This window comes from Pseudomonas sp. GW822-FHT02G04 (assembly GCF_058802085.1).
Genome location: NZ_JBXANU010000029.1, coordinates 15,517 through 27,832 on the forward strand (window position 1 = coordinate 15,517; position 12,316 = coordinate 27,832).

General features: G+C 59.9%; 10 protein-coding genes. 6 read left to right on the top strand and 4 right to left on the bottom strand.

The features are described 5' to 3' along the window. Window positions 1-6: 6 nt before the first annotated feature. Window positions 7-585: a CsiV family protein gene (locus AC1RO5_RS26035; protein ID WP_493178439.1), complete on the bottom strand. Its 579-nt coding sequence runs from the start codon at window positions 583-585 to the stop codon at window positions 7-9. 10 nt (window positions 586-595) lie between these two features. Beyond that, window positions 596-4,045, bottom strand: a complete 3,450-nt coding sequence (gene mfd, locus AC1RO5_RS26040) for a transcription-repair coupling factor (protein WP_493178441.1) — start codon at window positions 4,043-4,045, stop codon at window positions 596-598. A gap of 354 nt (window positions 4,046-4,399) precedes the next feature. On the opposite strand from mfd, the gene AC1RO5_RS26045 reads away from it, so the two are divergent. After that, on the top strand, window positions 4,400-5,863 hold the full coding sequence (locus AC1RO5_RS26045; RefSeq protein ID WP_253426155.1) for a glyceraldehyde-3-phosphate dehydrogenase: 1,464 nt from the start codon (window positions 4,400-4,402) through the stop codon (window positions 5,861-5,863). A gap of 100 nt (window positions 5,864-5,963) precedes the next feature. Here the strand turns inward: AC1RO5_RS26045 and AC1RO5_RS26050 are convergent, their stop codons facing one another. Together AC1RO5_RS26050 and AC1RO5_RS26055 are read right to left on the bottom strand one after the other, a co-directional pair. Continuing rightward, on the bottom strand, window positions 5,964-6,653 hold the full coding sequence (locus AC1RO5_RS26050) for an endonuclease (protein WP_493178442.1): 690 nt from the start codon (window positions 6,651-6,653) through the stop codon (window positions 5,964-5,966). A 4-nt stretch (window positions 6,654-6,657) separates the two neighbouring features. Next, a complete protein-coding gene (locus AC1RO5_RS26055; protein ID WP_007940214.1) occupies window positions 6,658-6,948 on the bottom strand; it encodes a DUF1654 domain-containing protein in 291 nt (96 codons plus the stop codon). 156 nt (window positions 6,949-7,104) lie between these two features. On the opposite strand from AC1RO5_RS26055, the gene AC1RO5_RS26060 reads away from it, so the two are divergent. The 5 genes from AC1RO5_RS26060 to AC1RO5_RS26080 all read left to right on the top strand — a co-directional run bounded on the left by AC1RO5_RS26060 (window position 7,105) and on the right by AC1RO5_RS26080 (window position 12,296). After that, a complete protein-coding gene (locus tag AC1RO5_RS26060) occupies window positions 7,105-7,557 on the top strand; it encodes a hypothetical protein (protein WP_493178443.1) in 453 nt (150 codons plus the stop codon). 175 nt (window positions 7,558-7,732) lie between these two features. Further along, window positions 7,733-8,689, top strand: coding sequence for a sugar ABC transporter substrate-binding protein (locus AC1RO5_RS26065; RefSeq protein WP_007940218.1), 957 nt, complete (start codon window positions 7,733-7,735; stop codon window positions 8,687-8,689). 56 nt (window positions 8,690-8,745) lie between these two features. Continuing rightward, the gene (locus tag AC1RO5_RS26070) at window positions 8,746-10,299 is read left to right on the top strand and encodes a sugar ABC transporter ATP-binding protein (RefSeq protein ID WP_493178445.1); all 1,554 of its coding nucleotides are present in this window, start codon (window positions 8,746-8,748) and stop codon (window positions 10,297-10,299) included. Next, complete coding sequence (locus AC1RO5_RS26075) at window positions 10,296-11,273, top strand: ABC transporter permease (protein WP_007940220.1); 978 nt, start codon at window positions 10,296-10,298, stop codon at window positions 11,271-11,273. The genes AC1RO5_RS26070 and AC1RO5_RS26075 overlap by 4 nt, the downstream gene beginning before the upstream one ends. Before the next feature lie 3 nt (window positions 11,274-11,276). Beyond that, entirely contained in the window at window positions 11,277-12,296 is a 1,020-nt protein-coding gene (locus AC1RO5_RS26080) for a LacI family DNA-binding transcriptional regulator (RefSeq protein WP_493178446.1), read from the top strand. The last annotated feature ends 20 nt before the right edge of the window (window positions 12,297-12,316 follow it).

Sequence of the window (12,316 nt, forward strand, 5' to 3'; positions counted from 1 at the left end):
CTTCAATCAGTCCGGAATTTCATCGGGGACTGGCCGAGGCGCAGGGGCGGTCAGCGAGGTGATCTTGATCAACAGGCCCAGGTGGCCGTTGTCGAGGAAGTTCAGCAGGCCGTTCTTGGTGTGGCTTTCCTGTTTCAGGCGTTCGCTGGCGGTAACCATGCCATTGGCGTCAATGTTATTGACCCAGAAGTCGGCGTCGACGTCAGTGAAGCGCCCCAGTTTCAGGCCCAACGTGCCTTCGATCGGGAACTGGCCAAACTGTTCCTTGCCTTCGCTGATCGCGATTTTGCTGGCTTCTTCACCCAGGTTCTGTTGCCAGGCCTTGTGCAGCAACACCGTGTATTCGTTGCTCGCGGTGAGTTTTTCCACTTCGGCATTCAGGCTTGGCGTACGAAAGCTGTCGGGGCTGATGCGTTGGGCACCGGCAGCCCAGTCCTCTGGCGCGGCGCGGCTGACGATGGCAGGCACGGCGTTTTGCCGTACCAGAATCATTTCAACCTGATACAGGTCATCGGCAAACGCGGTCGAGGCGAGCAGCGACATCAACAACGTCATCAACAAGGTCAGTGAGCGAAACAGGCGCATGCGGCGTCCTTCAAGCAGTGGTCGGAATGAGGCGCTCGAATAGCGCCTCTACAGTATTAAAGCGTTCTTCCGGGCGTTCCATCGGTACGAGGAATTTGAACATCGTGGCGCCTTCGAACTTGTAGCGTTTGGGTTGGCTCTGAATCAGTTTGATCAGTGTCAGCGGGTCGACCGGGGTCTGTGCCGCGAACTCGATCCGACCGCCTTGCGGGCCGCCGTCGACTTTCTTGATGCCCAGCTGTTCGGCCTGCAATTTCAGCGCCGTGATCCGCACCAGGTTCTTGGTCGGTTCCGGCAACAGGCCGAAGCGGTCGATCATCTCCACTTGCAGATCCTTGAGGCCTTCCTCATCGGTGGCCGAGGCAATGCGTTTGTAGAGAATCAGTCGGGCATGAACGTCCGGCAGGTAGTCTTCGGGAATCAACGCCGGTACACGCAGATTGACTTCCGGACCGCCGCCCAGCGGTTGATCGAGGTTCGGCTGTTCGCCCTTGCGGATCGACTTCACTGCACGCTCGAGCATTTCCATGTACAGCGTGAAACCCACGGCCTGGATCTGCCCGCTCTGGCCGTCGCCCAGCAGTTCGCCGGCGCCACGGATTTCCAGGTCGTTGGTGGCGAGCACGAAGCCCGCGCCGAGATCCTGGGTATTGGCGATCGCTTCCAGGCGTTTTTCCGCGTCGGCAGTGATCTGCTGGCGCGGCGGTGTCAGCAGGTAAGCATACGCCTGGTGGTGACTGCGACCGACCCGGCCGCGCAACTGGTGCAACTGGGCCAGGCCGAACTTGTCGGCGCGCTCGATGATGATGGTGTTGGCGCTCGGTACGTCGATGCCGGTCTCGATGATGGTCGAGGCGATCAGCACGTTGAAACGCTTGTGGTAGAAGTCGCTCATCACCTGTTCGAGCTCACGTTCGCGCATCTGCCCGTGGCCGATGCCGATCCGCGCTTCCGGCACCAGTTCGGCGAGGTCGGCGGCGCATTTCTCGATGGTCTTCACATCGTTGTGCAGGTAGTACACCTGGCCGCCACGCAGCAATTCACGCAGCAGAGCCTCTTTGACCGTGCTCTTGTTCTGCTCCATGACGAAGGTGCGCACCGACAAGCGACGGGCCGGCGGTGTGGCGATGATCGACAGGTCACGCATGCCCGACACCGCCATGTTCAGCGTGCGCGGAATTGGCGTGGCGGTCAGCGTCAGGATGTCGACTTCACTGCGCAGTGCCTTGAGCTGTTCTTTCTGACGGACACCGAAACGGTGTTCTTCGTCGATGATCACCAGCCCCAGGTTTTTGATTTTTACGTCGTCTTGCAGCAGCTTGTGTGTGCCGATGACGATGTCGATCTTGCCTTCGGCCAGGTCCGCAACCGCGGCGTTCACTTCCTTGGCCGACTTGAAGCGGCTCATCACTTCCACGGTCACCGGCCAGTCGGCAAAGCGGTCGCGGAAGCTGTTGTAGTGTTGCTGGGCGAGCAGGGTGGTCGGCACCAGAATCGCCACCTGACGACCGCCGTGTACCGCGATGAACGCCGCACGCATAGCCACTTCGGTCTTGCCGAAACCGACGTCGCCGCAGACCAGGCGATCCATCGGTTTCGGCGCGAGCATGTCTTCGCGCACCGCTTCGATGGTGGTTTGCTGGTCCGGGGTTTCTTCGAACGGGAAACCGGCGCTGAAGGTCGCGTAATCGGCTTTCGGGTCGGCGAAGGCATAACCCTCGCGAGCGGCGCGGCGGGCATAGATGTCGAGCAACTCGGCGGCTACGTCGCGCACCTGTTCGGCGGCTTTGCGCTTGGCTTTCTGCCAGGTCTCGGAGCCGAGGCGGTGCAGCGGCGCGAGGGCATCGTCACTGCCGGTGTAGCGAGCGATCAGGTGCAGGTTGGCCACCGGCACGTACAGCTTGGCGCCTTCGGCGTATTCGAGGGTCAGGAACTCGGCGGCCTGATTGTCGATTTCCAGGATCGTCAGCCCCAGGTAGCGGCCGACACCATGATCGATGTGCACCACCGGCGCGCCTTCGCGCAGCTCGGTGAGGTTTTTGATCACCGCATCGTTGTTGGCGTCGGCGCGTTTCTCGCGGCGACGGCGCTGCATTACGCGCTGACCGAACAATGGGCTTTCGGCAACCAGTGCCAGGGCTGGGGCGTCCAGCAGCAGGCCTTCGTCGAGCGGCGCAATGGTGATCGCCAGGCGCTCTTTGCTGGCGACAAAGTCCGGCCAGCTGTCGACGGTTTTCGGTCGCAGCTTCAAGCGTTCGAGCAATTCCAGCAGCACTTCACGACGGCCCGCGGACTCGGCGGTAAACAGCACGCGGCCGGGGAATTCGTCGAGGAAACTGGCCAGTGCCGCCAACGGCTGAGTGGCCTTGGCTTCGATGGCCAGGTTCGGTAGCGGCTGAGCCGGGAAGCGCTCGCGACCGACACCGGTTTCGACGTCTTGTTGGCTGGCCACCACACGGGGCCAGCTCTTCAGGCGCGCAAAGCAGTCTTCCACCGGCAGGAACAACTCGGCCGGTGGCAATAAAGGACGGGACGGATCGACGCGGCGCTCTTCATAGCGATTGCGCACGTCGTTCCAGAAATTTTCCGCGGCCTGTTCGATGCCCGGCAGGGAAAACACTTGCGTGTCCTGGGGCAGGTAATCGAACAGCGTGGAGGTTTCCTCGAAGAACAGCGGCAAGTAGTACTCGATACCCGCCGGTGTAATCCCGCTGCTCAAATCCTGGAAAATCGGGCAGCGCCGGAAGTCGACATCGAAACGCTCGCGAAACCGCGCCTTGAAGCGGGTCACGGCTTCTTTCTGCAGCGGGAATTCCTTGGCCGGTAACAGCTTGACCGAGTCGACTTTGTCGATGGAACGCTGGTTTTCCGGATCGAAAGTGCGCAGGGTTTCGATTTCGTCGTCGAACAGGTCGATGCGATAAGGCAACTTGCTGCCCATCGGGAACAGATCGATCAGCGAGCCGCGCACGGTGAATTCGCCATGCTCGTAAACGGTATCGACGTAGCGATAACCGGTAGCTTCAAGCCGGGTGCGCATCTGCTCGACATCGAGTTTCTGGCCGACATCCAGCACCAGGCTGCTGCCGAGCAGGAATTTGGTCGGCGCCAGACGGTGCAGGGCGGTGGTGATCGGTACCACCAGCACGCCGTGCACCAGTTCCGGCAGCCGATACAGGCTGGCGATGCGTTGCGAGATGATGTCCTGGTGTGGCGAGAACAGGTCGTAGGGCAGGGTTTCCCAGTCGGGGAAGTGCAGAACAGGCAAATCCGGGGCGAAGAAACTCAGCTCCTGTTCCAGCCGTTCGGCACTCTGGCTGTCGGCGGTCAGTAGCAGGGTAAAGCGCTTGGCAGCGCTGGCGGCCTCGGCGATGGCCAGGCTCAAGGCGGCACCGGGCAGGTTGCCCCAGTGCTGTTTACCTGCCGCGGCAGGGAGAAGCGGTAGACGCAGAACGGGCACGGAAGGTTGAGCTCCAAGCGTTGCGACAAAGTCGGTAATTGTAACGGTCTCGAGTGCCGGCTGTCAGTTGCAGACTGTGTCTATATACACAGTCTGGGCAAAATGTAGTGGTAATGACAAAAACTAGCGCTTTAACAGTGAAAATGTAGTGCCGAAACCGCCCAGTGTTACGGAGGGTTACGGACACTGTGGCGTTATCGTCGAAAATTTGACTGTGCTGAAAGCCCCGTATTTACTGGGCTGGCGCGGGGCGTGATTTTTTTGAACGAAATTTTGTTACCGCTCCTGCGACAGGCGCGCATTGCTACGGGAGGGACTCGGCGGCATAATGTAGCCCCTTTTTTCTGCCCCTACATGTGGAAGGTTCCCGTGACTCAGAAGCCCGACCAGTGTCTTGGTGAATGGATCGACCGTGAAGCACTCGCAGAAGCGATGATTCCGCTTATCGGTCAGCTCTACCGCAATAACAACGTGGTGAGCTCGATCTATGGCCGCAGTCTGATCAACCAGTCTGTCATCGCGATTCTCAAAGCTCACCGCTTTGCTCGCCATCGCCAGTCCGATGACAGCGAATTGTCCGTCCACGAAACATTCCCGCTGCTCAAGGCAATGAGCGAGCTCAAGCTCGGCGCTGCTTCGGTAGATCTGGGCAAGCTGGCTGTCAAATTCAAAGCCGAAGGCAATGGCCGTACCGCCGAAGCGTTCGTCCGTGACGAACTGGCTGATGTGGTCGGCAAGCAGAATGGTTCCGGCCGTACCGGCACCGACGTTGTGCTGTACGGCTTCGGTCGTATCGGTCGTCTGCTGGCGCGCATCCTGATCGAGAAAACCGGTGGTGGCGACGGCCTGCGTCTGCGCGCCATCGTTGTCCGCAAGGGCGCCGAGAACGATCTGGTCAAACGTGCCAGCCTGCTGCGTCGCGACTCGGTGCACGGTTCGTTCAATGGCACCATCACCATCGATGAAGCCAACAACACCATCACCGCCAACGGCAACCTGATCCAGGTTATCTACGCGAAGAACCCGACTGAAGTGGACTACACCCAGTACGGCATCAAAAACGCGCTGCTGGTGGACAACACCGGTGTATGGCGTGACGCCGACGGCCTGGGCCAGCACCTGGCCTGCCCGGGTATCGACCGCGTTGTTCTGACCGCGCCTGGCAAAGGCAAGCTGAAGAACATCGTTCACGGCATCAACCACGGTGAAATCACCGCTGACGACAAGATCGTTTCCGCCGCTTCCTGCACCACCAACGCCATCGTGCCGGTGCTGAAAGCCGTCAACGACAAGTTCGGCATCGTCAACGGTCACGTTGAAACGGTTCACTCGTACACCAACGACCAGAACCTGATCGACAACTTCCACAAAGGCGATCGTCGTGGCCGTAGCGCCGCGTTGAACATGGTTATCACCGAGACCGGTGCTGCCACTGCTGCCGCCAAGGCGCTGCCTGAGCTGGCCGGCAAGCTGACCGGTAACGCGATTCGCGTTCCGACGCCAAACGTGTCGATGGCCATTCTCAACCTGAACCTTGAGAAAGCCACCACCCGCGAAGAGATGAACGAGTACCTGCGCTACATGGCGCTGCACTCCGATCTGCATAAGCAAATCGACTTCGTCAACTCGCAGGAAGTGGTTTCCACTGACTTCGTGGGCTCGCGCCACGCAGGCGTAGTGGACGCTGAAGCGACCATCTGCAACGACAACCGCGTTGTTCTGTACGTCTGGTACGACAACGAATTCGGTTACAGCTGCCAGGTTGTTCGCGTGATGGAAGACATGGCCGGTGTAAACCCGCCAGCATTCCCGCGCTAAGCCTTAGCCGCACATGAAAACGCCCTGACTTCGGTCGGGGCGTTTTTGTTTGTGCGCCCGGCGAGGGCGCAATCTGCCGGGAGAAAGTCCTGGCAGCCGGTTAGCCGCAGGCCTTCATGTCTACGGGCCCGACAAACTCGTTGCCGCGGCCCATCACGCACGCCACGCTCTGGTTGCGCTGACGTTCCCAGGCCTGAACCGGATAGGTCTTGTTCCAGGCTTCGTACAATTGCCGATCCTGTTTCGACAGGCGCAAGCCGTACTGCTTGCTCATGTAGAAATACGTTCGGGCGATCATGCCGCGAATGGAAGGACGGGGCATGACCTTCTTCGCCTTGAAGTCGAGCTGAGTCAGGCACGAGCCATATTGACCCGATTGCACGGGCAGCCAGCCGAAACTGAAATTGCTCCGATCGCCATTCACCTCGCCGATGCTTGGCACCAGGTTGTGCAGGTCGGCCTCGGCTTTTTGATAGGTCGGGTCGTAGCGCGTGCAGTTCTTGCGACCGCCTTGTTGCCAGCACTGACGCTGATGGCCGATCTGCCAGGCCGGGACAATGTGTTCCCACTCGATGCGTGAGGCGCGCTTGGCGTTTTTGCGTGGCACATAACCGCAGGCGGCGAGGTTCACACGGTTGCCGGTGTATTTGCAGCCGCAATAAAACTCGGTGGATTGCGGAGCGTACAGCTTCCAGGCGACTTTCTTGGCTTCGTTGAAGGTGCGTGGGGCGCCAGCCTGGGCGCCAAGGGTGATGAGCAGAAACAGCAAAGCAAGCCAGCGGATGCTCATTGACTCAATCTTCCTTCGGCACAACCCAGAAAATCTGCACACCGCCATCGTCGCGATGGGCGAGGGTGACGTTGTCGTTCTCGTCGATTTCTTCGAGCAAACGCTCCCACTCATCCACGGGTTCGTCTGGAAGACGGAAGATCAGTGCAGCTTTGGCTTTCTGGGCGGTGGGGGAATTGATGATTTTCTGAACGCGCATACCCAGGCGTTCGTAAGCGTCAGGAGAGGCAGAGGTAGTGGCCACGGAGTTATCCTTATTAAGCTGTACGTGCATACAGTATTTAACTGTAGGCATTTTCGCAACTGCTTAAAATTCAAGAAAATCCTCTGACAGTAGTTTTTTCCGTTTGGTGTAGGACGGTGGGGAATTTTTAAATCGAAAATCGGTGCTAAAGAAACCCGCGCACAGGTCGATGTTCCTCCGTAGGGATCTTTTTTTTCAGGAGTTCACATGTCGTTTACTGTCGGTTTTGCAAATGCAGGCGCAATCACTATCGGGGGCAAAACCCCGGCGACCATCAGCGACTTGAGTGAAGCAACATCTGACGCCTCGGCCCAGGCGCTGGGCGAAGAGCAGGGCGACGACAATCAGGTCAGAACCGGTGGCGGTGCGGCGGCTCAGGGTGAAAGCAAATCCGAAAAAACCAGCAATCAGAGTATTGCGGTGCAGGTATTGCTCAAGCGCATGCAGGAACTGCAGCAGCAACTGCGCGAACAGCAGCAACAACTGGCGGCCGCTCAGGCAGCGAATTATCCGACCCCGGAAGCCAAGGCCACCGCTGTCATGACGATCCAGGGGCAAATCGCCGATACCAGTGCTGCGCTCGCGCAAGTGACAGGCAATCTGGTCAAGGAGCTGGCCAAGGATTCCAGCAGTGGCGGTCTGGTCAACACCACGGCGTGATGTAAAACGGGTTGGCTTTTGCCAACCGAGACACAGAACGGGGCGTTGACAAATCTCGGCAGGGTTCGCATAGTTCGGTCTACGCAAACGTTTGCGCGGTCGCCGTCGATGGGCTGATCCATTGATGATCCAGCGCAAGCGTTGCTAAGAATAATCATAAGATCGGAGTGAACCCATGAAGCTGCCATTCGCTGGACGTCTTCTCGCTGTCGCTATGCTGGCTGCCGCATCCGCCGCGTTGCCTGTCTCTTCGGCATTCGCCGCAACCCCTGAAAAACCTAAAGTCGCGCTGGTCATGAAATCCCTGGCCAACGAGTTCTTCCTGACCATGGAAGACGGCGCCAAGGCCTACCAGAAAGACCACTCCGGCGACTTCGAGCTGATCTCCAACGGCATCAAGGACGAAACGGACACGGCCGGCCAGACACGCATCGTCGAGCAAATGATCCTGTCCAAGGTCAACGCACTGGTCATCGCTCCGGCAGACTCCAAGGCCATGGTCCCGGTCATCAAGAAAGCAGTCGATGCCGGCATCACTGTGATCAACATCGATAACCAGCTGGACCCGGCTGTCGTCAAAAGCAAAAACATCACCGTTCCATTCGTAGGTCCGGACAACCGCAAAGGCGCTCGTCTGGTGGGTGAATACCTGGCCAAGGAACTGAAGGCCGGTGACGAAGTCGGCATCATCGAAGGCGTTTCCACCACCACCAACGCCCAGCAGCGCACTGCTGGCTTCAAGGATGCGATGGAGGCGGCACAGATCAAAGTCGTGTCCCTGCAATCCGGCGATTGGGAAATCGACAAGGGCGGCAAGGTGGCCTCTTCGATGCTCAGCGAATACCCGAACATCAAGGCCCTGCTGGCCGGCAACGACAGCATGGCGGTCGGCGCGGTCTCTGCCGTGCGTGCCGCGGGCAAGGCCGGCAAGGTGCAAGTGGTCGGTTACGACAACATCAATGCGATCAAGCCAATGCTCAAGGACGGCCGCGTCCTGGCCACCGCCGACCAGTTTGCTGCCCGGCAAGCGGTGTTCGGCATCGAGACCGCGCTGAAAATCATCAAAGGCGAGAAAGTCGATAGCGGCGCCAACGGCGTCATCGAAACTCCGGTAGAGCTGGTTACCAAGTAGTCTTTCTGGCGACACAACGGTGCTCGCCTCTTGGGGCGAGCACATGGAGAGTTTTTATGTCAGTTTCCGCCCCGAACGCTGTCCTCTCGGTCAGCGGTATCGGTAAGACCTACGCTCAACCTGTCCTGACCGGCATCGACCTGACGCTGATGCGCGGCGAAGTGCTGGCGCTGACCGGCGAGAATGGCGCCGGCAAAAGCACGCTGTCGAAAATCATTGGCGGACTGGTCACACCGACCACCGGCCAGATGCGATTCCAGGGTCAGGACTACTGTCCCGGCAGCCGCAGCCAGGCCGAAGAGCTGGGCATCCGCATGGTCATGCAAGAACTCAATCTGTTGCCGACATTGTCGGTGGCGGAGAACCTGTTCCTCGACAACCTGCCCAGCCTCGGTGGCTGGATCAGCCGCAAGCAACTGCGCAGGGCGGCGATCGAGGCCATGGCTCAGGTCGGCCTCGACGCCATTGACCCGGACACCCTGGTCGGTGAGCTAGGTATCGGCCACCAGCAAATGGTGGAAATCGCCCGCAACCTGATCGGCGATTGCCATGTGCTGATCCTCGACGAGCCGACCGCGATGCTGACGGCCCGTGAAGTCGAAATGCTGTTCGAGCAGATCACTCGCCTGCAGGCGCGCGGTGTGGCGATCATCTACATTTCCCACCGCCTCGAAGAACTGGCGCGGGTGGCCCAGCGCATTGCGGTATTGCGCGACGGCAACCTGGTCTGTGTCGAGCCGATGGCCAATTACAACAGCGAGCAACTGGTCACCCTGATGGTCGGCCGTGAGCTGGGCGAGCACATCGACATGGGCCCGCGCAATATCGGTGCTCCGGCACTGACGGTCAAAGGGCTGACCCGTTCCGATAAGGTTCGCGATGTGTCCTTCGAAGTGCGCGCCGGCGAGATCTTCGGGATCTCCGGTTTGATCGGGGCAGGGCGTACCGAGTTGCTGCGCCTGATCTTCGGTGCCGATGCAGCCGACAGCGGCACCGTCGCGCTGGGTTCGCCGGCTCAGGTGGTGAATATTCGTTCGCCGGCCGACGCGGTCGGTCATGGCATCGCGCTGATCACCGAAGATCGCAAGGGCGAAGGCCTGCTACTCACGCAATCGATCAGTGCCAACATTGCCCTGGGCAATATGCCGGTGATTTCCAGCGGCGGCTTCGTCAACAACGCTGACGAGATGTCGCTGGCCCAGCGCCAGATCGACGCCATGCGCATTCGCAGTTCCAGCCCGACACAATTGGTCTCGGAACTGTCCGGCGGCAATCAGCAGAAAGTCGTGATCGGCCGCTGGCTGGAGCGCGACTGCACGGTGATGCTGTTCGACGAGCCGACCCGAGGCATCGACGTCGGCGCCAAGTTCGACATCTATACCTTGCTCGGTGAGTTGACCCGTCAGGGCAAAGCACTGGTGGTTGTGTCCAGCGATTTGCGCGAACTGATGCTGATCTGCGACCGCATCGGCGTGCTGTCGGCAGGGCGTCTGATCGACACCTTCGAGCGTGACAGCTGGACCCAGGATGATTTGCTTGCCGCCGCGTTCGCCGGCTACCAAAAACGTGATGCGTTGCTCAACGAAGCAGCGCCTAGGGATCTTCCATGAATACTGCAACTCTGGTCGGCAAACGTAGTGGCAATTTTTACGGCCTCGGCACTTACCTGGGCCTGGCCGGTGCCTTGCTGGCGATGGTCGCGCTGTTCTCTGTGTTGAGCAGCCATTTCCTGTCTTACGACACCTTTAGTACCCTGGCCAACCAGATTCCCGATCTGATGGTGCTGGCGGTCGGCATGACCTTCGTATTGATCATCGGCGGAATCGATTTGTCGGTGGGTTCGGTGCTGGCGCTGGCGGCGTCGACGGTCAGCGTGGCGATTCTCGGCTGGGGCTGGAGCGTGCTGCCGGCGGCGTTGCTGGGAATGGGCGCCGCGGCACTGGCGGGCACCATCACCGGTTCGATTACCGTGGCCTGGCGGATTCCGTCATTCATCGTGTCCCTCGGTGTGCTGGAAATGGCGCGTGGCCTGGCGTACCAGATGACCGGTTCGCGCACCGCTTATATCGGTGATGCCTTCGCCTGGCTGTCCAACCCGATCGCGTTCGGCATCTCGCCGTCGTTCATCATTGCCTTGCTGATTATCTTCATCGCTCAGGCTGTGCTGACGCGTACGGTGTTCGGTCGCTACCTGATTGGCATCGGCACCAACGAAGAGGCGGTACGTCTGGCGGGGATCAATCCGAAGCCCTACAAGATTCTGGTGTTCAGCCTGATGGGGCTGTTGGCCGGTATCGCTGCGTTGTTTCAGATTTCTCGCCTGGAAGCGGCGGACCCGAATGCCGGCTCCGGTCTGGAGCTACAAGTGATCGCCGCGGTGGTGATCGGCGGCACCAGTTTGATGGGCGGACGCGGTTCGGTCATCAGCACCTTCTTCGGCGTGCTGATCATCTCCGTACTGGCGGCCGGTCTGGCGCAGATCGGCGCGACCGAGCCAACCAAACGCATCATTACCGGTGCGGTTATCGTGGTGGCGGTGGTACTCGATACCTATCGCAGTCAGCGCGCAAGCCGGCGGACCTGAGTCATGGCAACGATCAAGGATGTAGCGGCACTCGCGGGCATTTCCTACACCACGGTTTCCCACGTGGTGAACAAGACGCGGCCGGTCAGCGAGGAAGTGCGGATCAAGGTCGAGGCGGCGATCAAAAGCCTCGACTACGTGCCCAGCGCCGTGGCCCGCTCGTTGAAAGCGAAAACCACCGCGACCATCGGCCTGTTGGTGCCCAACAGCCTCAACCCGTACTTCGCCGAGCTGGCCCGTGGCATCGAGGATTACTGCGAGCGCAATGGCTATTGCGTCATCCTCTGCAACTCCGACGACAATCTGGACAAACAGCGCAGCTACCTTCGCGTGCTGCTGGAAAAACGCATCGACGGCTTGATCGTTGCGTCTGCCGGTGGTGACAGCGGGCTGGCTGAAGGCCTGACGGGCGTGCGTACGCCGATGGTGATCGTCGACCGTGACCTGGAGGGCTTCGATGCGGACCTGGTGCGCATCGATCACGAATACGGCGCCTATCTGGCGACCCGGCACTTACTGGAGTTGGGGCATCGGGACATCGCCACGATTGGCGGACCGGCGAGTACCAGCGTGGCGCAGATGCGTCTGGCCGGTTATTGCCGGGCGTTGAAAGAGGCGGGCATCGAGGTGCCGCGCGAGCGCATGCTGGAAAGCGACTTCACCAGCACCGGCGGTTACAACGCCGCCGTGACCTTGCTGGAAAAGAACCCGCCCAGCGCGATCTTCGCCGGCAACGACATGATCGGCATCGGTGTGTTGCGCGCCGCTGCCGAGCGCAATATTCGTGTGCCCACCGAGCTGTCGGTGATCGGCTTCGACGATATCCAGATGAGCCGTTACGTCTATCCGGCGCTGACCACCGTGGGTCAGTCAATCCTGCAACTTGGCGAGATGGCGGCCGAGGTGTTGTTGCGCCGGATTGCCGCGCCGGATCTGGCGACCGATCAGCGCATCGTGACGCCCAGTATTGTCCTGCGGGAATCGACCGGGCCGCTGGCCGGTATGTTTGACCAATACCGTTGAAATCGAATTGATGAGTAAAG

Coding starts and splice junctions, on each gene's coding strand:
- AC1RO5_RS26035 (WP_493178439.1), bottom strand. CDS start 585: ATGCGCCTGTTTCGCTCACTGACCTTGTTGATGACGTTGTTGATGTCG.
- AC1RO5_RS26045 (WP_253426155.1), top strand. CDS start 4,400: ATGTGGAAGGTTCCCGTGACTCAGAAGCCCGACCAGTGTCTTGGTGAA.
- AC1RO5_RS26050 (WP_493178442.1), bottom strand. CDS start 6,653: ATGAGCATCCGCTGGCTTGCTTTGCTGTTTCTGCTCATCACCCTTGGC.
- AC1RO5_RS26055 (WP_007940214.1), bottom strand. CDS start 6,948: ATGCCTACAGTTAAATACTGTATGCACGTACAGCTTAATAAGGATAAC.
- AC1RO5_RS26060 (WP_493178443.1), top strand. CDS start 7,105: ATGTCGTTTACTGTCGGTTTTGCAAATGCAGGCGCAATCACTATCGGG.
- AC1RO5_RS26065 (WP_007940218.1), top strand. CDS start 7,733: ATGAAGCTGCCATTCGCTGGACGTCTTCTCGCTGTCGCTATGCTGGCT.
- AC1RO5_RS26070 (WP_493178445.1), top strand. CDS start 8,746: ATGTCAGTTTCCGCCCCGAACGCTGTCCTCTCGGTCAGCGGTATCGGT.
- AC1RO5_RS26075 (WP_007940220.1), top strand. CDS start 10,296: ATGAATACTGCAACTCTGGTCGGCAAACGTAGTGGCAATTTTTACGGC.
- AC1RO5_RS26080 (WP_493178446.1), top strand. CDS start 11,277: ATGGCAACGATCAAGGATGTAGCGGCACTCGCGGGCATTTCCTACACC.